The sequence below is a fragment of the Streptomyces sp. NPDC006691 genome, assembly GCF_042869955.1.
GTDB lineage: Bacteria > Actinomycetota > Actinomycetes > Streptomycetales > Streptomycetaceae > Streptomyces.
The window spans coordinates 50503-72941 of sequence record NZ_JBIAGW010000027.1 but is presented as its reverse complement, the minus strand read 5'-3'; the positions used below and the strand labels follow the sequence as shown (position 1 = coordinate 72941).

General features: G+C 70.0%; 20 protein-coding genes and 1 riboswitch. Of the genes, 14 read left to right on the top strand and 6 right to left on the bottom strand.

From position 1 onward, the window contains the following. Positions 1–221 precede the first annotated feature (221 nt). From ACFYNP_RS35120 to ACFYNP_RS35075, 10 genes are all read left to right on the top strand, one after another. Positions 222–830 carry a CDP-alcohol phosphatidyltransferase family protein gene (locus tag ACFYNP_RS35120; protein ID WP_100572761.1) on the top strand — a complete coding sequence of 203 codons (609 nt, stop codon included), beginning with the start codon at positions 222–224 and terminating at the stop codon, positions 828–830. A 114-nt stretch (positions 831–944) separates the two neighbouring features. Further along, entirely contained in the window at positions 945–3440 is a 2496-nt protein-coding gene (locus tag ACFYNP_RS35115) for a sugar phosphate nucleotidyltransferase (RefSeq protein ID WP_388418776.1), read from the top strand. Between the two features lie 88 nt (positions 3441–3528). Beyond that, entirely contained in the window at positions 3529–4461 is a 933-nt protein-coding gene (locus ACFYNP_RS35110) for a DUF881 domain-containing protein (protein ID WP_388791258.1), read from the top strand. Continuing rightward, positions 4458–4790, top strand: coding sequence for a small basic family protein (locus ACFYNP_RS35105; RefSeq protein ID WP_031069011.1), 333 nt, complete (start codon positions 4458–4460; stop codon positions 4788–4790). The genes ACFYNP_RS35110 and ACFYNP_RS35105 overlap by 4 nt, the downstream gene beginning before the upstream one ends. A gap of 5 nt (positions 4791–4795) precedes the next feature. Beyond that, positions 4796–5608, top strand: a complete 813-nt coding sequence (locus ACFYNP_RS35100) for a DUF881 domain-containing protein (protein WP_388418769.1) — start codon at positions 4796–4798, stop codon at positions 5606–5608. Positions 5609–5615: 7 nt separating this feature from the next. Continuing rightward, positions 5616–6635 carry an FHA domain-containing protein gene (locus tag ACFYNP_RS35095; protein WP_388418767.1) on the top strand — a complete coding sequence of 340 codons (1020 nt, stop codon included), beginning with the start codon at positions 5616–5618 and terminating at the stop codon, positions 6633–6635. A gap of 79 nt (positions 6636–6714) precedes the next feature. Beyond that, complete coding sequence (locus ACFYNP_RS35090; protein WP_388418789.1) at positions 6715–7401, top strand: MerR family transcriptional regulator; 687 nt, start codon at positions 6715–6717, stop codon at positions 7399–7401. Between the two features lie 53 nt (positions 7402–7454). After that, positions 7455–7928, top strand: coding sequence for a bifunctional nuclease family protein (locus ACFYNP_RS35085; protein WP_100572767.1), 474 nt, complete (start codon positions 7455–7457; stop codon positions 7926–7928). A gap of 310 nt (positions 7929–8238) precedes the next feature. After that, positions 8239–8826 (top strand): MerR family transcriptional regulator, encoded by a 588-nt coding sequence (locus ACFYNP_RS35080; protein WP_388418786.1) that lies wholly within the window; start codon positions 8239–8241, stop codon positions 8824–8826. Positions 8827–8881: 55 nt separating this feature from the next. Beyond that, entirely contained in the window at positions 8882–10426 is a 1545-nt protein-coding gene (locus tag ACFYNP_RS35075; RefSeq protein ID WP_388791256.1) for a DNA polymerase IV, read from the top strand. On the opposite strand, the gene ACFYNP_RS35070 is transcribed toward ACFYNP_RS35075, so the two are convergent. Next, positions 10342–10731 carry a PRC-barrel domain-containing protein gene (locus ACFYNP_RS35070; RefSeq protein ID WP_161244386.1) on the bottom strand — a complete coding sequence of 130 codons (390 nt, stop codon included), beginning with the start codon at positions 10729–10731 and terminating at the stop codon, positions 10342–10344. The two genes, ACFYNP_RS35075 and ACFYNP_RS35070, sit on opposite strands and share 85 nt — an antisense overlap. A 124-nt stretch (positions 10732–10855) precedes the next feature. Continuing rightward, positions 10856–10962, top strand: a riboswitch (glycine riboswitch). Between the two features lie 195 nt (positions 10963–11157). Between ACFYNP_RS35070 and gcvP the strand changes: the two genes are divergently transcribed. Continuing rightward, entirely contained in the window at positions 11158–14043 is a 2886-nt protein-coding gene (gene gcvP / locus ACFYNP_RS35065; protein WP_388791254.1) for an aminomethyl-transferring glycine dehydrogenase, read from the top strand. A 116-nt stretch (positions 14044–14159) separates the two neighbouring features. On the opposite strand, the gene ACFYNP_RS35060 is transcribed toward gcvP, so the two are convergent. Then, positions 14160–14366, bottom strand: a complete 207-nt coding sequence (locus tag ACFYNP_RS35060; RefSeq protein ID WP_275901355.1) for a DUF5999 family protein — start codon at positions 14364–14366, stop codon at positions 14160–14162. A 332-nt stretch (positions 14367–14698) separates the two neighbouring features. Then, on the bottom strand, positions 14699–15286 hold the full coding sequence (locus ACFYNP_RS35055) for a hypothetical protein (RefSeq protein WP_388418757.1): 588 nt from the start codon (positions 15284–15286) through the stop codon (positions 14699–14701). A gap of 489 nt (positions 15287–15775) precedes the next feature. Here ACFYNP_RS35055 and ACFYNP_RS35050 point away from each other — a divergent pair, with 489 nt between their 5' ends. Further along, complete coding sequence (locus ACFYNP_RS35050) at positions 15776–17296, top strand: glutamate--cysteine ligase (RefSeq protein WP_388418754.1); 1521 nt, start codon at positions 15776–15778, stop codon at positions 17294–17296. Between the two features lie 104 nt (positions 17297–17400). Here ACFYNP_RS35050 and ACFYNP_RS35045 read toward each other — a convergent pair whose 3' ends face one another. Next, positions 17401–19194, bottom strand: coding sequence for a substrate-binding domain-containing protein (locus tag ACFYNP_RS35045; RefSeq protein ID WP_388791252.1), 1794 nt, complete (start codon positions 19192–19194; stop codon positions 17401–17403). Positions 19195–19357: 163 nt separating this feature from the next. Between ACFYNP_RS35045 and ACFYNP_RS35040 the strand changes: the two genes are divergently transcribed. Further along, positions 19358–20161, top strand: a complete 804-nt coding sequence (locus ACFYNP_RS35040; protein ID WP_388418748.1) for a CPBP family intramembrane glutamic endopeptidase — start codon at positions 19358–19360, stop codon at positions 20159–20161. Positions 20162–20311: 150 nt separating this feature from the next. On the opposite strand, the gene ACFYNP_RS35035 is transcribed toward ACFYNP_RS35040, so the two are convergent. Both ACFYNP_RS35035 and ACFYNP_RS35030 read right to left on the bottom strand, forming a co-directional pair. Beyond that, on the bottom strand, positions 20312–21142 hold the full coding sequence (locus tag ACFYNP_RS35035; protein WP_388791250.1) for a PhzF family phenazine biosynthesis protein: 831 nt from the start codon (positions 21140–21142) through the stop codon (positions 20312–20314). Between the two features lie 120 nt (positions 21143–21262). Next, on the bottom strand, positions 21263–21511 hold the full coding sequence (locus tag ACFYNP_RS35030) for an SCO4226 family nickel-binding protein (RefSeq protein ID WP_388791248.1): 249 nt from the start codon (positions 21509–21511) through the stop codon (positions 21263–21265). Positions 21512–21828: 317 nt separating this feature from the next. Here ACFYNP_RS35030 and ACFYNP_RS35025 point away from each other — a divergent pair, with 317 nt between their 5' ends. Continuing rightward, on the top strand, positions 21829–22428 hold the full coding sequence (locus ACFYNP_RS35025) for a PadR family transcriptional regulator (RefSeq protein WP_388418737.1): 600 nt from the start codon (positions 21829–21831) through the stop codon (positions 22426–22428). The last annotated feature ends 11 nt before the right edge of the window (positions 22429–22439 follow it).

Genomic DNA, 22439 nt, shown 5'->3' with positions numbered 1-22439 from the left:
CTGTGGGAGAGTAGGACGCCGCCGAACAATTTTTGGGAAAAGCCCCGCATCATGGTCTGTAGAAATACGGATCTGATGCGGGGCTTTTTCGCGTTGTGGCAGTATCGGTCCATTTTGTGAAGCCCGGTGCAGTGGGGCCCGTACCCCGTGTGCAGCACGAGGCCACGCTGACGGTAGGGTCAGGGGGCATCGTCGGCACATTTCCCACAGGAGGCCCCCGGGTGGAGGTCCAGGAGACTCGCGTTCAGACGGACCGGGTGCTCACCATCCCCAATATTCTCAGCATGGCGCGCCTGGTCGGCGTTCCGCTCTTCCTGTGGCTGATCCTCCGCCCGGTCTTCGGCGGTCCGAACAGTGATGGCTGGGCCCTGCTGGTGTTGGCGCTGAGCGGTGTCAGCGACTACTTGGACGGCAAGCTGGCCCGGCGCTGGAACCAGATCAGCAATCTGGGGCGCCTGCTGGATCCCGCCGCGGACCGGCTGTACATCCTTTCCACGCTCGTCGGTCTCACCTGGCGGGAGATCCTGCCGATTTGGCTGACCGCTGCCCTTGTCGCGCGGGAGTTGATGCTTCTGGTGATGGTGGGAATCCTTCGCCGGCACGGCTATCCGCCGCCCCAGGTGAACTTCTTGGGCAAGGCGGCTACGTTCAACTTGATGTACGCCTTCCCGTTGCTGCTGCTCAGCGACGGACACGGGTGGCTCGCCTCCCTTGCGGCGATTTTCGGATGGGCGTTCGCTGGGTGGGGTACAACTCTGTATTGGTGGGCAGGAATCCTGTATGTGGTTCAGGTCCGCCGGTTGGTGAAGGCGGACGCAGCGGCCGATTAGCTCGGCGATGGCGGGCCCCGACGAGTAGTCGGCGGTTGCGCCTGGCGCCAGAGGCCTTGCCCGTCCGGGTGAAGTCGGCCAGACCGCCGTCTCTTCGAGGAGGACGTTTCCGACATGAAGGCCGTCGTTATGGCTGGTGGCGAGGGCACACGCCTTCGCCCCATGACTTCGAGCATGCCCAAGCCGCTCCTGCCGGTGGTCAACCGGCCGATCATGGAGCATGTGCTGCGGCTGCTCAAGCGGCATGGGCTCAATGAAACCGTCGTTACCGTGCAGTTCCTGGCGTCGCTCGTCAGGAACTACTTCGGTGACGGGGAAGAGCTCGGAATGGAGCTCACCTATGCCAATGAGGAGAAGCCCCTCGGTACCGCAGGCAGCGTCAAGAACGCCGAGGAAGCCCTCAAGGACGATGCCTTTCTGGTCATTTCCGGTGACGCCCTCACTGATTTCGATCTGACCGATCTCATCAACTTCCACAAGGAGAAGGGCGCACTCGTCACGGTGTGCCTGACCCGCGTCCCCAATCCCCTCGAATTCGGCATCACCATCGTCGACGAAGAGGGCAAGGTCGAGCGCTTCCTGGAGAAGCCGACATGGGGGCAGGTCTTCTCCGACACGGTGAACACGGGCATCTATGTGATGGAGCCCGAGGTATTCGACTACGTCGAGGCCGACAAGTCCGTCGACTGGTCCGGCGATGTTTTCCCGCAGCTGATGAAGGAAGGCAAGCCGATCTACGGCTATGTCGCCGAGGGCTACTGGGAGGACGTCGGCACGCACGAGAGCTACGTCAAGGCGCAGGCCGACGTGCTGGAGGGCAAGGTCGACGTCGACATCGACGGCTTCGAGATCTCCCCCGGCGTATGGGTCGCCGAGGGTGCCGAGGTCCACCCCGACGCAGTGCTGCGCGGTCCCCTCTACATCGGTGACTACGCCAAGGTCGAAGCGGACGTAGAAATCCGTGAGCACACCGTCGTGGGCTCGAACGTGGTCGTCAAGAGCGGCGCCTTCCTGCACAAGGCAGTCGTGCACGACAACGTCTACATCGGGCAGCACAGCAATCTGCGTGGCTGTGTGATCGGCAAGAACACCGACATCATGCGGGCCGCCCGTATCGAGGACGGCGCTGTCATCGGCGACGAATGCCTCGTCGGTGAGGAATCGATCGTCCAGGGGAACGTCCGGGTCTATCCCTTCAAGACCATCGAGGCCGGCGCATTCGTCAACACCTCGGTGATCTGGGAATCCAGAGGCCAGGCGCATCTCTTCGGGGCCCGGGGCGTCTCCGGAATCCTGAACGTCGAGATCACGCCCGAACTTGCCGTACGCCTCGCGGGCGCGTACGCCACCACGCTGAAGAAGGGGTCGACCGTCACCACGGCGCGCGACCACTCCCGTGGTGCGCGGGCGCTGAAGCGGGCCGTCATCTCGGCGCTCCAGGCCAGTGCCATAGACGTACGCGACCTGGAGAACGTGCCGCTGCCCGTCGCCCGGCAGCAGACCGCGCGGGGCAGCGCCGGCGGGATCATGATCCGTACGTCGCCGGGCGTCCCCGACTCCGTAGACATCATGTTCTTCGACGAGCGGGGCGCAGACCTCTCCCAGGCCGGACAGCGCAAGCTCGACCGCGTCTACGCCCGTCAGGAGTACCGGCGAGCCTTCCCGGGTGAGATCGGTGACCTGCAGTTCCCCTCCAGTGTCTTCGACTCGTACACCGGCTCGTTGCTGCGCAAGGCGGATACCACCGGGATCGCGGAGGCCGGCCTGAAGGTCGTCGTCGACGCCTCCAACGGCAGCGCCGGCCTGGTGCTGCCCAGCCTCCTTGGCCGGCTCAAGGTGGACTCGCTGACGATCAACCCCGGTCTCGACGAGTCGAGGCCCACGGAGTCCCCGGAGAGCCGGCGGGCCGGTCTGGTGCGGCTCGGGGAGATCGTCGCCTCGGCGCGGGCCGCGTTCGGGGTGCGGTTCGACCCGGTGGGTGAGCGGCTCTCGCTGGTCGACGAGCGGGGCCGGATCGTCGAGGACGACCGTGCGCTGCTGGTGATGCTGGACCTGGTCGCGGCCGAGCGGCGCAGTGGGCGGGTGGCGCTGCCCGTCACGACCACCAGGATCGCCGAGCAGGTCGCCGCGTACCACGGCACGCAGGTGGAGTGGACGACGACCTCGCCGGACGATCTGACACGGGTCGGCCGCGAGGAGACCACGATCTTCGGCGGCGATGGCCGCGGCGGGTTCATCATCCCCGAGTTCAGCAGCGTCTTCGACGGTGCGGCCGCGTTCGTGCGGCTCATCGGCCTGGTGGCGCGCACGCAGCTCACGCTCAGCCAGATCGACGCGCGGATACCGCAGGCACACGTCCTCAAGCGGGACATCCCGACGCCCTGGGCGGTCAAGGGCATGGTGATGCGCCGCGTGGTGGAGGCCGCCGGAAACCGTTCCGTGGACACCACCGACGGTGTGCGGGTCGTCGAGGCGGACGGCCGCTGGGTGATGGTGCTGCCCGACCCGGCCGAGGCCGTCACCCATTTGTGGGCCGAGGGGCCGGACGACGTGTCGGCCCAGGCGCTGCTGGATGAATGGGCCGCGGTGGTCGACAGCGCAGGTCACTGACGTTGTAGCGGTGTGCCGGGCCGGGTCTTCGGGCCCGGCCCGGCACACCGGTGGGGCCATTCGGTGGTAGCGCCGACGACGTGCGACGATGTGCGGCATGCCGCAGCAGCCCCCCGTTCGGAGCACGCCGTCTCCGCCCCCGCGTCCCGATGCGTCGATGTCGCTGCTGACCAATGTCATGGACCACGCGCTCGACGACGGGTACGCCGAGGCGACCGCTCGGCGCAAGGCCGCGGGCCAAGCCGGAATGCCGCGCACGCTGAAGGCCAAACTGGGCCTCGCGGGCGGTCTGGTGCTCGCCGCCCTCGTCGTGACGGTCGGTGCGGCCCAGGCCCGTATCACCGCGCCCGTGGTCGCCAAGGAGCGCCAGGAGCTGATCGACCGGGTCGACACGGAGACCAAGGCCGCCGACAAGCTGCAGAGCGAGGTGGACGGCCTGCGGACCGAGGTCGGCGACCGGCAGCGCAAGGCGCTGGAGAAGCACGGCGGGGACCAGGGCGAGCTGGTGGCGCTGCTCTCCGGCGCGACCGAAGTGCACGGGCCCGGAGTGAAGCTGGTCGTGGACGACGCCAAGGAGACCGCCCAGGGCGACGGCAGCCGACCGCGCGAGAGCACCACGTTCGCCGACACCGGCCGGGTGCGTGACCGTGACATGCAGCGGGTGGTCAACGGGCTGTGGCAGTCGGGCGCCGAGGCCATCGCCATCAACGGGCAGCGCCTGACATCGTTTTCGGCGATCCGGGCCGCGGGCGACGCCATACTGGTCGACAACAGGCCGCTGGTGCCGCCCTATACGGTGCTCGCGGTGGGCGACGGCAAGAAGTTGAGCACCGACTTCCAGGACAGCGCGGACGGCCAGTACCTGCATGTCCTCCAGCAGAACTACGGGATCAGGGCCAGCATTTCGGCCGAGGGCGACGTACGTCTCCCGGCGGCGCCGAGTCTGACCGTGCGTACCGCAAAACCAATGGCCACGGGCGCCGGTAAGGGCGTGGCCGCCACAGGGAAGGGCACATCGTGATCGCCGTACTTGGCCTCGTCGTGGGAGTCGTGGTCGGACTTTTCGTCCGGCCCGAGGTGCCTGCGGTGGTCGAGCCGTATCTGCCGATCGCCGTGGTCGCGGCGCTCGACGCGGTCTTCGGAGGACTTCGGGCCATGCTCGACGGCATCTTCGTGGACAAGGTCTTCGTGGTCTCCTTCCTGTCGAACGTCGTGGTCGCTGCGCTGATCGTGTTCCTGGGCGACAAGTTGGGCGTCGGTGCGCAGCTGTCGACCGGTGTGGTCGTGGTGCTCGGCATCCGGATCTTCTCCAACGCGGCCGCCATCCGCCGGCACGTCTTCAGGGCCTGAGGCCGATGAGCGACGTGGAAAAGAACACCGATCAGGGTGACGGCGGCGAGGAGCGGCCCGTCGACGCGCCGGGTGAATCCGCCGAGTCGAAGCCTCCATTGACGGGGCGTCAGCGGCTCGCCGCGGGCTTGTGGCCGCCGCGGGTCAGCCGGGCGCAGCTCATCGTGGCACTGCTGCTCTTCGTCCTCGGCCTCGGGCTCGCCATCCAGGTCCGCTCCAACAGCGACAACAGCGCGCTGCGCGGCGCCCGCCAGGAGGACCTGGTGCGCATCCTGGACGAACTGGATTCCCGCACCAAGCGTCTTGAGGACGAGAAGCAGCGTCTGGACGGCCAGCGCACCGAGCTGGAGACCAGCTCCAACCAGGCGGAAGAGGCGCGCAAGCAGACCGTGGAGAAGGAGCAGCAGCTCGGCATCCTGGCCGGCACGGTCGCGGCGCAGGGCCCCGGCATCACGTTGACGATCAGCGACCCCAAGGGCGCCGTCGAGTCCGACAAGGTACTTGACACGGTGCAGGAGCTGCGTGCGGCGGGCGCCGAGGCGATCCAGGTCAATGACGTCCGCGTGGTGGCCAATACGTACTTCTCCGACGAGACCGGCGGCATCGGGGTGGACGGAACCAAGGTCACCGCCCCGTACGTCTTCAAGGTGATCGGCAGGCCGCAGGATCTGGAGCCGGCGCTCAACATCCCTGGTGGAGTGGTGCAGACTCTGGAGAAGGAGCAGGCCACGGCTACAGTGGCCCGCTCGGAGAAGATCATCGTGAACGCCTTGCGAGCGGCGAAGCGGCCTGACTACGCTCAGTCGTCCTCGCACTGATGGGGGCATGCGTGAGAGCTGCCGCACAAGGGCAGGACGTTGCGGGGGGTCGCCGCTCCGTAACAGTGGTGCGTGGTGGAAACTGTTTGGCGGATACGGACGTTGTGAGAGTGTCCGGGTCGGCCGGTGTGTTGATTCTGGGTTCGTCCTGCCCCACGGGCGGGTCTATTTCGGTCAAGGGGAATCGCCCGTGAAGTTGTTTGCGAAGTTGTTCGGCAAGAGCGCACGCCAGGACGGCGGCAGCGCCGCCAGGCACCGTGCTCAGCGCCCCGGAGAGCCGGAGGAGCAGGGCGGCGAGCGCCCGCTGTTCCGCGATGAGGTGGCTGGTCCCGGAGGCGACATTTCGGGCGCGTCGTCTGTTGACCCCGCGGGTGCAGGGCGCATAGGTTTCGGGGAACCGTCAACCTCACGTTCGGGTGGAGGGTTTGGCTCCGACCCGTATGCCACCAGCGCCCACGCGGTGCCGCCGCGGCAGGAGGATCCGTCGATGTCGGGCATGCCTGTTTGTACGAGGTGCGGGCACACCAATCCCGCGGCCAGCCGCTTCTGCTCCAACTGTGGCGCTCCGCTGCGGCCCGGTGTCGTCCCGGAGCGTGCCTCCGAGACCACCTCGACCATCTCCATCTCCGGCCTTGAGGCATACGACGCCGAGGTGACGGGCCAGACACAGGTGCCGTCGCTCTCCCCGGAGGCGCAGGCCGCCGTGGACGCCCTGCCGCTGGGCTCCGCCCTGCTGGTGGTGCGCCGCGGGCCGAACTCGGGAAGCCGCTTCCTCCTGGACGGCGAGCTGACCACGGCCGGCCGTCATCCGCAGAGCGACATCTTCCTCGACGACGTGACGGTCTCGCGCCGCCACGTGGAGTTCCGGCGCGGTCCCGACGGGCGTTTCACCGTCTCCGACGTCGGCAGCCTCAACGGCACCTATGTGAACCGAGAGCGCATCGACTCCGTCGACCTGACCAACGGCGACGAGGTCCAGATCGGCAAGTACCGGCTGGTCTTCTACGCGAGCCAGCGCGCGCTCTGAGCCACGGCCAGGGAAGGTCCAAGCTGTGCAGACACCGACGGGCGGTGCCGGATCCGGCACCGCCACCGCGGGCGGCCGGATGATGAGTATCGGCGGCGTGCTCAATCAGCTGCGTGACGAATTTCCCGAAGTGACGATCTCGAAGATCCGGTTCCTGGAGTCCGAGGGCCTGGTGGAGCCCCGGCGTACGCCGTCGGGGTACCGCAAGTTCAGCCCCGAGGACGTCGAGCGGCTCGCCCAGGTGCTGCGGATGCAGCGGGATCACTATCTGCCGCTCAAGGTGATCCGGGAGCACCTGGACGCCCTGGCGCGCGGCGAGCAGCCCTCGCTGCCGTCCGGCGGTGCTCCCCGTGAGTTCCTCGACGGGCTGGGCGAGCCGGAGGCGGAGCGCCCCACGGCCGCCCGGGTGGGCCGTGCCGAGCTCGTGGCGGCCGCGGAGGTCACCGAGGCGGAGCTGGCCGAGTGGGAGTCCTACGGGCTCGTCACGGCCGGCCCCGACGGTGGTTTCGACGCCGAATCGGTGAATGTGGCACGCCTTGTGGCGGATATGGGCAGGTTCGGTCTGGAACCACGGCATCTGCGCGCCATGAAGGCCGCGGCCGACCGTGAGGCCGGCCTGGTCGAGCAAGTGGTGGCGCCCCTGCGATTGCACCGGAATCCGCAGACCAGGGCCCATGCGGAGGCCACCACGAAAGAGCTGGCGGCGCTCTCGGTAAGGCTTCACGCGGCGCTCGTGCAGACGGCTCTGGGTGTCCGGCTTCACTGATCTTGTAGGTGCCCGACTACCCAAACCTGCCGAGCACGTCCTAGGGTTGCTGTGTGAACGAGCTCGACGTCGTGGGTGTCCGGGTGGAAATGCCCTCCAACCAACCGATCGTGCTCCTGCGTGAAGTGGGAGGCGATCGGTACCTCCCCATTTGGATCGGTCCGGGGGAGGCGACCGCGATCGCCTTCGCCCAGCAGGGGATGGCGCCGGAGCGGCCGCTGACGCACGACCTTTTCAAGGACGTCCTTGAGGCCGTGGGCCAGGAGCTGACCGAGGTCCGCATCACTGATCTGCGCGAAGGCGTCTTCTACGCGGAGCTGGTCTTTGCCAGTGGGGTCGAGGTGAGCGCACGGCCGTCCGACGCCATAGCGCTGGCCCTGCGCACCGGCACGCCGATCTACGGCAGTGACGGGGTCCTTGATGACGCGGGAATCGCCATCCCGGACGAGCAGGAGGACGAGGTGGAGAAGTTCCGTGAGTTCCTCGACCAGATCTCGCCCGAGGACTTCGGCACCAACAGCCAGTGATCACCAGTAGCCAGTGAGCACCAGCAGCCAAAGATCACGAGCGGCCAGGGATCACCAGCGGTCGATGTGCAGCGCAACCGCGTGAGCACCGACGAGCGAGTGGTCCGGCGGCCGTCGGAGTGGCTGGGTGCGCCGCGTGCACGCCGGAGTGGTTTCGGCGCATTCGAGTAGCCTTTCCCGCAAGAGAGACACGGGAAACCACTCTCAGGGTGATTATCACTCGGCGTGCCGAGTGTGGCGATCGTTGACGCACCCCGAGTGACTGCCTACCGTCGAGTGGGCAGGTCAAGGACGGAGGGTCGGCGTGAGTATGAGCGGCGACGGTACGGCAGGGGGCGCTCCCGGACTCGGTTCGGGGGAGAGCGGGCCGTACCCGCTCCACAACAGTGCGGTCGACCCGTGTACCGAAACGATCGGATACCGGGGCCCGACCGCGTGTGCGGCGGCGGGGATCACCTACCGACAGCTGGACTACTGGGCGCGCACCGGCCTGGTCGAGCCGAGTGTGCGTCCGGCCTACGGTTCGGGCACCCAGCGTCTCTACAGCTTCCGGGACGTCGTCGTCCTGAAGATCGTCAAGCGTTTCCTCGACACCGGGGTGGCCCTCCAGAACATCCGCGCCGCCGTGCAGCACCTGCGGGAGCGCGGCTTTCGCGATCTGGAGCGGATGACGCTGATGAGCGACGGGGCCACCGTGTACGAGTGCTCGTCCCCGGACGAGGTGGTGAACCTCCTCCAGGGCGGCCAGGGCGTCTTCGGTATCGCCGTGGGCGTGGTGTGGCGGGATGTCGAGGCCGCGCTCTCCCAGCTGCACGGCGAACGCGTGGACACCGGCGAGACCCTCGTCGGCAACAACCCGGCCGACGAGCTGGCCAGGCGGCGCAACCGCGCGGTCTGATCCCCGGCGGCGCCGCCGGGGCCGATTGTCAGTGGCGTGAGGCAGCATCAGTGATGTGAGAGCCGCGCCGACCATCCTGCATCTCGACATGGATGCCTTCTTCGCCGCCGCAGAGCAGGCGTCGAAGCCGAGCCTGCGCGGAAAGCCGGTCGTCGTGGGCGGTCTCGGGCCGCGCGGGGTGGTCTCGACGGCCTCGTACGAGGCGAGACGCTTCGGGGTGCGCTCGGCGATGCCGATGGCGCAGGCCCGGCGGCTCTGTCCCAACGCGGCCTATCTGGTGCCCCGCTTCCAGCTGTACCGCACCGTCAGCGAGCAGGTGATGGAGTTGCTCGGGCGGCTGTCCCCGCTGGTCGAGCCGCTGAGTCTGGACGAGGCCTTCGTGGACCTGGAGGCCGGGGGCGTGGCCTTCGAGTCGGCCGGCGCACGTGCGGCCGGGGAGCGGCTGCGCAGGGACATCAGGGCGGTCACCGGGCTGAGCGGGTCGGTCGGCCTCGCCGGATCCAAGATGCTGGCCAAGATCGCCTCGGAGGAGGCCAAGCCCGACGGTCTGGTGCTGATAGAGCCCGGCACCGAGCGCCGGCTCCTCGCGCCGATGTCGGTGCGCATCCTGCCGGGCGTGGGCCCGGCCACCGGGGAGCATCTGCGCCGGGCCGGGATGACCACCGTGTCCGACCTGGTCGAGGCGGGTGAGGACGAGCTCGTACGACTCCTGGGCAAGTCGCACGGCGCCTCGCTGCACCGGATGGCGACGGGGTACGACGACCGCCCCGTAGTGGCCGAGCGGGACGCGAAGTCGGTCTCGGTGGAGGACACCTTCGATGTGGACCTGCACGACCGGCTGAGGATCACCATGGAGGTGGGGCGGCTCGCCGACCGGTGTGTCCAGCGCCTGCGGGCGTCGGGACACTCGGGCCGCACCATCGTGCTCAAGGTCCGGCGGTATGACTTCTCCACGCTGACCCGCTCCGAGACCCTGCGCGGGCCCACCGACGACCCCGGCGTGGTCCGGGAGGCCGCCGCACGGCTCCTGGAGGCGGTGGACACCACGGGCGGGGTGCGTCTGCTCGGTGTCGGTGTCAGCGGGCTCGCCGACTTCACACAGGAGGACCTGTTCGCGCAGGCCGCGGGGGTGCGGGCCGTGGAGGAACCGGTGGGACCGGTGGGGTCGACAGGGCCGTCAGGGCCGGTGGGTGAGGAGGCCGCCCCCGGGGCCGAGGCGGAGCCTCAGCCCCCCGAGGACCCGGCGCAGCGCCGCTGGCTGGCCGGGCATGACGTACGGCATGCCGAGTACGGGCCCGGCTGGGTGCAGGGCAGCGGCGTCGGGCGGGTCACCGTGCGCTTCGAGACGCCGACGGCGAAGGGGCCCGGGCGGGTGAGGACGTTCCGGGTGGACGACCCCGGCCTTGAGCCCGCGGAGCCGCTGCCGCTGGTGGAGCCGGCCGATACGGAGGGCGGGGACGTGGGCGGGGCCGGAGCGGAGCCGGAGGGGGTGGCGGAGGCCGGGGTGGCGGAGGCTCAGGATTCGCCGTTGGCGAGCCGGCCGAAGTCCCGGTCGGAGGGCGGCGGGCCGGGTTCGGGGGCCGCGATGTCCAGACCGTAGTGGTGGTAGAGCTGGAGCTCCTGTTCCGGTGAGAGATGGCGGCCCACGCCGAAGTCCGGCGCGTCCTTGATCAGGGCTCGGTCGTACGGCACGCGGAGCGTCTCGTCGACCAGCGTGCTGGGCTCCAGCGGGACGAAGGCGTCCCGGCTGAACAGGCCGGTGCGCACCGCGGCCCACTCGGGCGCGCCCGTGGCGTCGTCCAGGTAGACCTCGTCCACCGTCCCGATCTTGTGCCCATTGCGGTCGTATGCCTTGCGGCCGATCAGGCTGCGCGGATCGATATCGGTCTGCACGGTCCCTCCAATTGGTCGCAACTGGTTACAACTGCTCCATAAGCACTACGAAAGTGCACATCCCGGGTGTTGGCCACTTGAGCAGGTGAACAAAGAATCGAGCTCGGGCCTCGCTGGTAGGCTGGCAGACGGCTGCTGACCCCGTGCGGGAGAGTCCTCCGAAGAGCTCACCGAGTTCTCGGCGGACGCCGAAGGAGCAAATCCTCCCCGGAATCTCTCAGGCCCACGGACCGCACGGACGAGGTCACTCTGGAAAGCAGGACGGGGGACGTACGGGCACTTCGGCCCGGGCGGAACCTTTCCTCACCGACGGTGAAAACCGGGTCGCCGCCGTGCGCCCCCGGTGAAGCTCTCAGGTTGAGATGACAGAGGGGGAGGCCGTCCGGGTACCCGCGCCGTGGTGCCCCTCGCAGGTCGTGCGACCAGGAGGCCTCCGTAATGACCGCCAACCGCATTCCGCTCAGCCAGCTGGAGCGTGGCATCCCCTTCGAGCAGCGCCACATCGGGCCCGATGCCGAGGCACAGGCCAAGATGCTCGCGCAGGTCGGCTACGGCTCGCTCGACGAGCTGACCGCCGCCGCCGTCCCCGAGGTCATCAAGAGCGCCGGGGCGCTGGGCCTGCCCGAGGCGCGGACCGAGGCCGAGGTGCTCGCCGAGCTGCGCCGGCTCGCGGACCGCAACCAGGTGCTCGCCCCGATGATCGGCCTCGGTTACTACGGCACCTTCACGCCGCCGGTGATCCTGCGCAACGTCATGGAGAACCCGGCCTGGTACACGGCGTACACGCCCTACCAGCCGGAGATCTCGCAGGGCCGCCTGGAGGCGCTGCTCAACTTCCAGACCATGGTGGCCGAGCTGACCGGCCTGCCGACCTCCGGCGCCTCGCTGCTCGACGAGGGCACCGCGGCCGCCGAGGCGCTCGCCCTCTCGCGGCGCGTGGGCAAGGTCAAGGGCGGGGTGTTCCTGGTGGACGCCGACACCCTGCCGCAGACCGTCGCGGTGATCCAGACCCGCGCCGAGCCGACCGGTGTCGAGGTCGTCGTCGCCGACCTGAGCGACGGCATCCCCGCCGAGGCCGCCGAGCGCGGCGTCTTCGGCGTGCTGCTCCAGTACCCGGGCGCCTCCGGCCGGGTCCGCGACCTCAAGCCGGTCATCGACGCGGCGCACGAGCTGGGCGCGATCGTCACGGTCGCCGCCGACCTGCTGGCGCTCACCCTGCTCGCCTCGCCGGGCTCGCTCGGCGCGGACATCGCCGTCGGCACCACCCAGCGCTTCGGCGTCCCGATGGGCTTCGGCGGACCGCACGCCGGTTTCATGGCGGTCCAGGAGAAGTTCGCCCGCAGCCTGCCGGGCCGCCTCGTCGGCGTGTCCGTCGACGCCGACGGCAACAAGGCGTACCGCCTGGCCCTCCAGACCCGCGAGCAGCACATCCGCCGCGAGAAGGCCACCAGCAACATCTGCACCGCACAGGTGCTGCTCGCCGTGATGGCCGGGATGTACGCCGTCTACCACGGCCCGGACGGCCTGAAGCAGATCGCGCAGCGCACCCACCGCTACGCCGTCGTCCTCGCCGAGGGCCTGAAGGCCGCCGGCGTCGACGTCGCCCACGGCGCCTACTTCGACACGCTGACCGTGCGCGTCCCGGGCAAGGCCGCCGAGGCCGTCAAGGCCGCGCGTCAGGGCGGGGTCAACCTGTACCTGGTCGACGCCGACACCGTCTCCTTCGCCTGCGACGAGACCACCACGCGGGCCCAACTGGCCGCCGTCTGGGCCGCGTTCGGGGTGGACGCCGATGTGGAGGCGCTGGACACCACGGCCGCCGACACCCTGCCGGCCGCGCTGCTGCGCACCGACGAGTACCTGACCCACCCGGTCTTCCACCAGCACCGCTCCGAGACCGCGATGCTGCGCTACCTGCGCAAGCTGGCCGACCGCGACTACGCGCTCGACCGCGGCATGATCCCGCTCGGCTCCTGCACGATGAAGCTGAACGCGACCACCGAGATGGAGCCGGTGACCTGGCCCGAGTTCGGGCAGATCCACCCCTTCGCGCCGGTCGAGCAGGCCGCTGGCTACCTCACGCTCATCCGTGAGCTGGAGGAGCGCCTCGCCGAGGTCACCGGATACGACGCGGTGTCCATCCAGCCCAACGCCGGTTCGCAGGGCGAGCTCGCGGGTCTGCTCGCGGTGCGCGCCTACCACCGTGCCAACGGCGACACCCAGCGCACCATCTGCCTCATCCCGTCCTCCGCGCACGGCACCAACGCCGCGAGCGCCGTGATGGCCGGCATGAAGGTCGTGGTCGTCAAGACCGCCGACGACGGCGAGGTCGACGCCGACGACCTGCGCGCCAAGATCGAGCAGTACCGCGACGAGCTCTCGGTGCTGATGATCACCTACCCGTCCACGCACGGGGTGTTCGAGGAGCACGTCGCCGACATCTGCGCCCTGGTCCACGAGGCCGGCGGCCAGGTCTACGTGGACGGCGCCAACCTCAACGCCCTGGTGGGCCTCGCCAAGCCGGGCAAGTTCGGCGGCGATGTCTCGCACCTCAACCTGCACAAGACGTTCTGCATCCCGCACGGCGGCGGCGGTCCCGGCGTCGGCCCGGTCGGTGTGCGCGCGCACCTCGCCCCGTACCTGCCCAACCACCCGCTCCAGCCGACCGCCGGTCCCGAGACGGGAGTCGGCCCGATCTCGGCCGCCCCGTGGGGCTCTGCCGGCATCCTGCCGATCTCGTGGGCGTACGTACGTCTCATGGGCGGCGAGGGCCTCAAGCGGGCGACGCAGGTGGCGGTGCTCGCCGCGAACTACATCGCCAAGCGCCTGGAGCCGCACTACCCGGTGCTCTATACGGGCCCCAACGGTCTTGTCGCGCACGAGTGCATCGTGGACCTGCGGCCGCTCTCCAAGGCGACCGGCGTCAGCGTCGACGACATCGCCAAGCGCCTGATCGACTACGGCTTCCACGCGCCGACCATGTCGTTCCCGGTGGCCGGCACGCTGATGATCGAGCCCACCGAGTCCGAGGACCTGGGCGAGATCGACCGGTTCTGCGACACGATGATCGCGATCCGCGGCGAGATCGAGAAGGTCGCCTCCGGCGTCTGGCCGGCCGACGACAATCCGCTGGCCAACGCCCCGCACACCGCGGCCGCGCTCGGCGGCGAGTGGAACCACGCCTACAGCCGCGAGGACGCCGTCTTCCCGGCCGGGGTGTCGGCCGCCGACAAGTACTGGCCGCCGGTCCGCCGCATCGACGGCGCCTTCGGCGACCGCAACCTGGTCTGCTCCTGCCCGCCGCTGGACGAGTACGACCACTGACCCACGCATGCGTAAGGGCCGGTTCGGGGTGTGTTCCCCGGGCCGGCCCTTGTGTTGTCCGTACCGGACGAGTCCGCTGGGGACCGGTCCGTACGGGACTGCCCGTACGAGGCCGCCTAGGCGGCCGTCGCCACCTGCTCCGCCGTGAGCGGCCGGTGCGGGGCGATGATCTGCCCGTCCGGCAGCAGCTCACCGGTGTCCTCGAAGAGCAGGACGCCGTTGCACAGCAGGCTCCAGCCCTGCTCCGGGTGGTGTGCCACGGGCTGCGCGGCTTCCCGGTCGGCGGAGAAGGCTGTCGGACAGGCTGGCTTGTGCTGGCACATGGATGCGTTCTTTCGCTGCGTCGTGGTGAGTGTGCTGCGGCTCGATGCGTTGTTCATGGCCGCCCCCCGTAGTAAGTCGGTCGGTCCGATCCCAGTGTTGCCCCACGGGCGTCAATCCGCAGGGATTTCGCGGCAGCGCTTCCTACTGCTTAATGACGTATCACCCGTGCGGACGGTTCAGCTCAACTGGCCTGTCTTTTCGGGTGGTTCGGGGTGGCCCGGCTGGGCTAGCCCGTATGGCGCAGGCGGCGCGTACGCAGCATAGACACACGATGCCCCGCGACCACACTGGTCGCGGGGCACTTTCTTTTCCCGGGCCGTTGCCGGAGGTCTCAGACGGGCTGGCCGAGCAGTCGGGCGGGGGCCAGGCGCAGGGTGAGGACCGGAAGCAGTTCGCTGACGCGCAGCGGGCGGTGCGCGCAGATGCCGGGCGGGGCGGGTGCCAGCGGCACCAGGAGGTCGTGCGGGGCCGGCGTGCCCGAGGCGCCGTCGGCGCCGGCGTCCGTGTGCAGCCACAGCGTGAGCATGTACAGCTCGGGGACCGAGAGCAGCCGGGGCTGGTAGTGCGTGCTCAGCTGCTCGGCCTGGCGCAGGGCGAGCTGGGTCGAGGCGATGTAGGGGCCTTCGAAGAAGTGCGAGAAGGTCCAGCCGTCGGGGGTGAGGCGGGTGTCCGCTGCGGCGACCGGATGCTCGGGGTCGCTGATCAGGAAGCGCCAGCCGGCCAGGCGCGTGTGCGGGGTCCGGCCGCCCGGGGTGATCCCGTCCAGGACGTGGAGCGGGAGCGGCAGTTCGGGGGTGAGCGGACCTTCGGTGGAGCGGAGGGCCGGGGTGCGGGCCTCGCGTACGGCGGTGGGGGAACCGAGTGCCGCGAGGACGCTGCGCAGGGCGGGCGCGGGGGCCGGGGGGACATGCAGCGGCATGGTGGGTCGCCTCTCACTTCGGGAGACACGGTGATGCGGGGGCAGTGCGGACGGCGCTGTCTGCGGTGCGGGGTCAGAGGGGGGCCGACGATGGATGGCCGGGGGCGCCAACTCTCTGCCTCGTTTGCGGAGTTTATACGACACGTGTTCACGCAGTGTTTCAGCTAGCTGTCGTCGATATTGCCCGCAAGTCGGTATCCGGTCCTCCTGGGCAGGCGTTTCACCCGGGAAAATGCCCGGTGCGAGGTCCCGACCTGGAAGGATTTCCCTCCGGTGGTCGGCCGATTCTCGTCGGTGTTTTTCACCATTGACGAGTGGGCGGTAACTGCACGTTGCCGTATGCCCGCTGAATGTGCCGGAGGCCCCAGGCGTCGACGCTACTCCATCGGCACTGCGCGCGCAGGCGTTATGGATCAGTCAGTCTGGGCATTATCGACCATGACGCGAGCGGCCGGTGTCCCGGCCGCCCATTCGAGGAGGGACCCTTCGATGGGGGAGAAGGTCGTGGCAGGCGGATTCGACCTGTCCGATCGGCACCGCTACCGGGACAAGCTTCAGCAGTGCCTGGAGGGCCTCGGGAAGCTGCTGGCCCAGAAGCGGTTCGACCGTCCCAGGAACTTGATGGGGCTGGAGCTGGAACTGAATCTCGCGGGCCCCGACGGCATGCCCCGCATGATGAATGGCGAGGTGCTGGAGCGGATCGCGAGCCGGGATTTCCAGACCGAACTCGGAATGTTCAACCTGGAAGTGAACATCGCGCCCCACCGGCTCAGCGGCCGGGTTTTCGACCAGCTCGCCGAGGAGCTGCGCACCGGGCTCGGCTATGCCGATCGCAAGGCCGCCGAGGTCGACGCGGGCATCCTCATGATCGGAATTCTGCCGACCCTGACGCAGGACGATCTGGTCTCCGGAAATCTCTCCGACGTCGACCGCTACCAGTTGCTGAACGATCAGATAGTGGCCGCTCGCGGAGAGGATTTCACCCTCGACATCCAAGGGGTGGAACGGCTCGTCTGCACGTCGGCGTCGATCACCCCCGAAGCCGCCTGTACCTCCGTGCAGTTGCATCTGCAGGTGACGCCCGCGCGCTTCGCCGCGGTGTGGAACGCGGCCCAGGCCGTCGCGGCCGTGCAGATCGCGGTGGGTGCCAACGCGCCCTTCCTGTTCGGGCGCGAGCTGTGGCGCGAGTCGCGGCCGCCCCTGTTCGAGCAGGCCACCGACACCAGGCCGGCCGAGCTGCGCGCCCAGGGAGTGCGTCCGCGCACCTGGTTCGGGGAGCGCTGGGTGTCGTCCGCCTATGAACTCTTCGAGGAGAACCTGCGGTTCTTCCCGCCGCTGCTGCCCATCTGCGACGAGGAGGAGCCGCTGCGCGTCATCGCCGACGGCGGCGTGCCGGGCCTGAAGGAACTCGTGCTGCACAACGGCACGATCTACCGCTGGAACCGCCCGGTGTACGGGATCGCCGACGGTGTGCCGCACCTCCGCGTGGAGAACCGGGTGCTCCCGGCCGGGCCCACCGTGGTGGACGTGCTCGCCAACGCGGCCTTCTACTACGGCCTGGTGCGCGCCCTCGCGGAGGAGCAGCGCCCGGTGTGGACGCGGCTGCCCTTCGAGTCGGCGGCCTCCAACTTCGACGCCGCCTGCCGCTACGGCATCGACGCCGAGCTGCTGTGGCCGGCGCCGCGGCGCGGCGGCGGTGTCACCCGAGTGCCCGCGATCAAGCTCGTACGCGAGGAGCTGCTGCCGCTCGCGGCGGCCGGGCTCGACGCGTGGGGCATCGAGGCGGCCGACCGGGACCACTATCTCGGCATCATCGAGGAGCGCTGCCGCCGCCGGGTCAACGGGTCGTCCTGGCAGGTCGACACCTACCACCGGGCGCTGGCGGCGGGCCTCGGCCGGGAGGCCGCGCTGGCCGCCACCACCCGGCGCTACCGGGAGCTGATGCTGGAGGGCGAGCCGGTGCACACCTGGCCGACGGGCTTCCCGGGCCCCGAGGCGCGCCGCCGCTAGCCGAGGTGCCCGGCCTGGCTTGAGGGTGCCCGGCGTGGCCGGCCGCCGCCGGGCCGGGTGCTCGGCCCGGCGCAAGGGGTCCCGGCGTGACCGGATGCCTCGCGTCAGCCGTGCTGCCGGGCCCGGCCGAGGGCCATGATCGCCTGGAGGATCACGGCCTGGATGTCGGCCGGGTCGGTCACCTGGTAACCGGCGCCGCCGGTCGCCCTGGCGATCTCCCGTACCTCGGCCTCGTCGGCCTGCGGGCCGACCGCGATGGCGATCAGCGGCACCGGCCTCGACGGGTCGGTGAGCTTCTGCAACTGCGCGACGAGGTCGGCCCGCGAGATGCTGCCCGGGTCCTCGTTGGCGCCGTCGGTGAGCAGCACCACCGCGTTGAACTTGCCGCTCGCGTACGTCGAGGTCGCCTCCTTGTACGCGGCGAGCGTCGTGTCGAACAGGCCGGTCGCGCCGTCCGGCACCGGTTGCAGCGCGGCGAACGCGGCGGACAGCTTGTCGCGCTGGGTGCGGCCGCCGGGCGACGGGTCGCCCAGCCGGGCCGTGGGCACCAGACGGCGGTAGTCGCGCGAGCCGTCCAGATGGGTCGCGAAGTCCCACAGACCGATCTCGTCCTCGGCGGTGAACTGCGCGAGCGCCTGGAGCAGCGAGGCCTTGGTGACGTCCATCCGGGAGTGGCCGCCCGATCCGGGCACCGTGGCTGCCATCGAACCCGAGGCGTCCACGACCGTCGTGAGGCGCGCGCTCTGCACGGTGATCGTCCACATCCCGAGCGCGTCCTGGAGCTCCTGGGCCGAGGGCGGGTCGGCGCTGGTACCCGCGTACGGCTGCGGGGAGCTGCCGCCGGCGGCCGGGGGAACGGCACCGGCGACGGGCTGGCCCGGCGCCCGGAACCCGTGACCCGCCAGGACCTGGACTGACTCGGAGTCACCGAGCAGGGTCAGGAAGCGCATCGCCGCCCGGCTCTCGTCGGTGCTCATGCCCGACTCGCGCACCATCGTGTACGGGTAGTCCAGCTGCGGCGCACCGTCCTTGGGATAGAAGAGCCGCACCCCTTGGTCCGTACCCTGCGCGTGGCGGCCCGCGTTGTAGGCGAAGGCGGCCTGCTCGGACAGGACCACGGCCCCGCTGGTGTGTGAACTGCCGCCCGTCTGACGGGAGTTGGCGGTGCCCAGGGCGTCCGTCACCTGTCCGTCACCGTCGGAGACCCGCTGTGAGAGCACCTTCGCGAGTGCTGCGGTCCGGGTGCTGCCCGCCGCGTCCCGGCCCGCCGACTTGCCGATGCAGCTCAGCGCGAGCAGGCCCGCGGCGCTGTGTGCCGGGTCGGCCGCGCCGAGGCGCACCTTGTCGTCACCGGCGGTGGCCGTCGCCAACTCGGCCCAGGTGTACGTCTTCTGCGGCCAGCCGAGCGCCTTCGCGGACGCGGGCACCACACCGAGGGCGACGGGGGAGTCCGCGACGTGGCCCGCGGTGACGACAGTCGCGGAGCCCGCGGCGTCCTTCGCGCGGTCCACCCACATCGAGGCATCGGGTATCCAGACCGCGAAGTCGGGTCTGGAGCGCGAGGTGAAGGAGGCGGCCACCTTGTAGGAGTCGCGGGCGGTCACCCGGACGTCCATGCAGGAGCCGTCCGAGGTGATCTTCTCCTTGCGGGCCCGCTCGGCCACGGCCTCGACGGCGGGCGCCACATCGGGCGAGGCGACCAGATCCAGTCGTACGGCGGTGGCGGCGCACGAGTGGCCGAAGGACAGCAGCCCGCGCTGTACGGCGACGGCGGTCCCCCCGGCCACGGCGAGGACGAGCGCGGTGGCCAGGGCCACCGTCCGCCGTCGGCCCGATGCCGGGGCGGCGGCCCCGGTGCTCCCGTGCGCGGCATCGTCGGGCAAGCTGTGACGTCCCATGGCGGTGGTGCCCCTCCTTGAATCCGAACAAGGAAAAAGGGGGACCGCACCCTTGTAATGGCGCCCGTCCCCCGGCCTGTCGCGCGCGATCTTCATAATTTCTTCCGAGACCCTAGCGGGGCGGTGGCGGGGACGGGACGGGATTCGTCAACTGGAGGCAGGTGTGCAGGTGGAGGCCGGGCGCGTGGCTGATTCTCTTCCCGAAGAGGGGACTTCACCGCGAATCCTGCGGTCCGAGACCGTGCTTGTCCTGGCACTCTCGCTGGGTGCGAGCGGAGTGTCGGCGCTGATCAGCTTCATCGGATCGCTCACCAAACCGGGCGGCCTCAAGCACCAGGCGGCCAACCTCAACACGTCGTACGCCCCCGGGCGGCCATGGCTCGATCTCGCCTGGCAGCTCTTCGGCATCGCGACGGCGCTCGTGCCGGTCGCGCTCGTGGCACATCTGCTGCTGCGCGAACGCACCGGCGGACTGCGGGTGATCGGTTTCGACCGGACCCGGCCGTGGCCGGACCTCGGCCGCGGGGTGCTCATCGCGGCCGGGATCGGCAGCGCGGGGCTTGCCTTCTACCTGGTGGCCCGGGCGGTGGGCGGCAATCTGACCGTGGTCCCCGAGTCGCTGCCCGGCGTGTGGTGGAAGTACCCGGTGCTGATCCTGTCGGCGCTGCAGAACGCGGTGCTCGAAGAAGTCGTCGTCGTGGGGTACCTGCTGCGCAGACTCGGCCAGTTGGGGTGGACCCCGATGGCCGCGCTCGTCGCGAGCTCCGTGCTGCGCGGCTCGTACCACCTCTACCAGGGCGTCGGCGGCTTCCTCGGCAACATGGTGATGGGCGTGGTCTTCGTGCTGCTCTACCGGCGCTGGCAGCGGGTCGGCCCGCTCGTCGTCGCCCATGCGCTGCTCGACATCGGTGCCTTCGTCGGATACGCACTGCTCGCGGGGAAGGTGAGCTGGCTGCCGACGATGTGAGCGACGGAGGGGGTGGGTGCCGGAGGGGCGGCGGGCGGGTGCCGCCGTGGCAGTGGGGCACCCGGAGTGGCAGTGGGTAAGGGGCGTACGGCCATTGCCTGCGCCTCTTACCGCGCTACGGCATCTCGTGGGGATCTCCTGGCGCGTGACTTATTGCGCGGTCGGCCGGGGTGCGGTCAACAGCTCGCCGTCGATCACTGTGACGGCCCGGCCGGTGAGCAGGGTGCGCCCGCCGCGCACCTCGGTACGCACGAGGCCGGAGCGGGCCGAGGCCTGGAGGCCGGTCAGCTCGTCGCGGCCCAGGCGCGCCGACCAGAACGGGGCGAGTGCGGTGTGGGCGCTGCCCGTCACCGGGTCCTCGTCGATACCGACGTTGGGGAAGAAGCAGCGTGAGACGTAGTCGTGACCGGAGGCCGGATCGGCGGCCGCGGCCGTCGCGATGATGCCGCGCCGGGAGTGGCGCCCGAGCGCCCGCAGGTCGGGGGCGAGGCCGCGTACGGCCGCCTCGTCGGAAAGCTCGACCAGGAGGTCGCCGACGTGGGCCGAGGTGCCGTGGACGGAGCGGACCGGGGCGCCGAGCGCCTCGGCGAGGCCGGCCGGGACCGGCTCGGCCACGAGGTCCGAGGTGGGAAAGTCCAGGGTGATCGTGCCGTCCTCCGCCGCGGTCGCGGTGAGGATGCCGCAGCGTGCGGCGAACCGGACCGTTCCGGTCGCCGCTCCCGTGGAGTGCAGTACGTGCGCGGCGGCCAGGGTCGCGTGGCCGCACATGTCGACCTCGGTGGCCGGAGTGAACCAGCGCAGCGCCCAGTCCGCGTCGCCGCCCGGCGGCAGCGGATGCGCGAAGGCGGTCTCGGCGTGGTTGACCTCGCGTGCCACGTCCTGGAGCCACGCGTCGGCCGGGAAGGCGTCGAGGAGCAGCACCCCGGCGGGGTTGCCGGCGAACGGGCGGTCGGTGAAGGCGTCGACGATTCGGATGCGCATGTCCGCACCGTACGGGACCGGAAATTCCGTGCGCCAAGGCCAATCCGCGCCGACTGGACCGCCCGCGGCCGTGGACGGCCGGAAGGACCTGGGAAGCCTCGCTCCGCCGGCGCCCCCGGGTCACACGGCCAAGGGAACGGCGTGCACCTCGTCGGCGGGGTGGCCCGCCCGCTGGTGGACGCGTTGTACGGCCTCGGCCGACGGCGCCTCGGAGAGGCAGTAGACCGTGCCCGACTTCGGGTCCGCCCAGGCCTTCTCGAAGTGGACGCCTTCCTCGCCCTCGATGTCGAGATCCGCCTGGTGCGCCTGCTTCAACTGATCTGCTGTGATGCCCGTCATCCCGTGGTGGACGTCCATGAACCGGGACATGACGTCGCACCCCCTTCCGGCGTTCCGCACCGGGGCGTTCGAGGCCGCCACGTTCTGTGCCGGCTCCAGCTCCGCTCCCTCCATCGTGCGCCTCCGCGGGGCGGGAGGCGACCAGGAACGGGAGGGGCCGCTCGCCCAGGGACACCGATCCCCGGAGCCTTCGCTGTCACGCGTTGCCGGTCCAGCCTGGGTGGCAGCCGGTACAGGGGCCGCCGCCGTCCCAGCACGACGCCCATCGCGCAGGGGGCTTGCCAAGAGAAAGCTACCGATATATCGTTGACGCATCGCGACAGATCAACGATGGAAGGAAGCGAACCATGCGTTCACATGGATACGGACAGCAAGGACCCGGCCATCGCGGTCGGGGCGACTTCGAGGGGCGGCGTGCCGCCTTCGGGCCTTTCGGTCCCGGCTTCGGCGGGGGACCGTGGGGTGGTGGCCCCGGCGGTCGTGGCGGCCGGGGTGGTCCCAGGGGCAGGGCCCGGCGCGGGGATGTCCGCGCGTCGATCCTGGCCCTGCTCAAGGACCGGCCGATGCACGGCTACGAGATGATCCAGGAGATCGGCGAGCGCAGCGGCGGGGCCTGGAAGCCCAGTCCCGGCTCGGTCTATCCCACCCTCCAGCTCCTGGAGGACGAGGGTCTGATCACCAGCGAGAGCGAGGGCGGCAAGAAGCTGTTCACGCTCACCGACGCCGGGCGCACGGAAGCCGAATCGGGAGCCGAGGCTCCCTGGGAGGACGCCGGGCGCGGAGTCGACTGGGAGGCCATGCACGAGATCCGGCAGGCCGGCTTCGGCCTGATGGAAGCGTTCGGCCAGGTCTGGAAGACCGGCTCCGCCGACCAGCGCCAGAAGGCGCTCACCGTCATCAACGACGCCCGCAAGAAGCTCTATCTGATCCTTGCCGACGAGGCCTGAACCTCGTCATG

What these genes read in the sequence shown, in the direction of transcription:
- ACFYNP_RS35100 (WP_388418769.1), top strand. Translation starts at nt 4,796, where the DNA reads ATGAGCGACGTGGAAAAGAACACCGATCAGGGTGACGGCGGCGAGGAG.
- ACFYNP_RS35050 (WP_388418754.1), top strand. Translation starts at nt 15,776, where the DNA reads ATGGGGGAGAAGGTCGTGGCAGGCGGATTCGACCTGTCCGATCGGCAC.
- ACFYNP_RS35110 (WP_388791258.1), top strand. Translation starts at nt 3,529, where the DNA reads ATGTGCGGCATGCCGCAGCAGCCCCCCGTTCGGAGCACGCCGTCTCCG.
- ACFYNP_RS35055 (WP_388418757.1), bottom strand. Translation starts at nt 15,286, where the DNA reads ATGCCGCTGCATGTCCCCCCGGCCCCCGCGCCCGCCCTGCGCAGCGTC.
- ACFYNP_RS35090 (WP_388418789.1), top strand. Translation starts at nt 6,715, where the DNA reads ATGATGAGTATCGGCGGCGTGCTCAATCAGCTGCGTGACGAATTTCCC.
- ACFYNP_RS35025 (WP_388418737.1), top strand. Translation starts at nt 21,829, where the DNA reads ATGCGTTCACATGGATACGGACAGCAAGGACCCGGCCATCGCGGTCGG.
- ACFYNP_RS35030 (WP_388791248.1), bottom strand. Translation starts at nt 21,511, where the DNA reads ATGTCCCGGTTCATGGACGTCCACCACGGGATGACGGGCATCACAGCA.
- ACFYNP_RS35095 (WP_388418767.1), top strand. Translation starts at nt 5,616, where the DNA reads ATGCGTGAGAGCTGCCGCACAAGGGCAGGACGTTGCGGGGGGTCGCCG.
- ACFYNP_RS35060 (WP_275901355.1), bottom strand. Translation starts at nt 14,366, where the DNA reads ATGTGCCAGCACAAGCCAGCCTGTCCGACAGCCTTCTCCGCCGACCGG.
- ACFYNP_RS35115 (WP_388418776.1), top strand. Translation starts at nt 945, where the DNA reads ATGAAGGCCGTCGTTATGGCTGGTGGCGAGGGCACACGCCTTCGCCCC.
- gcvP (WP_388791254.1), top strand. Translation starts at nt 11,158, where the DNA reads ATGACCGCCAACCGCATTCCGCTCAGCCAGCTGGAGCGTGGCATCCCC.
- ACFYNP_RS35080 (WP_388418786.1), top strand. Translation starts at nt 8,239, where the DNA reads ATGAGCGGCGACGGTACGGCAGGGGGCGCTCCCGGACTCGGTTCGGGG.
- ACFYNP_RS35035 (WP_388791250.1), bottom strand. Translation starts at nt 21,142, where the DNA reads ATGCGCATCCGAATCGTCGACGCCTTCACCGACCGCCCGTTCGCCGGC.
- ACFYNP_RS35045 (WP_388791252.1), bottom strand. Translation starts at nt 19,194, where the DNA reads ATGGGACGTCACAGCTTGCCCGACGATGCCGCGCACGGGAGCACCGGG.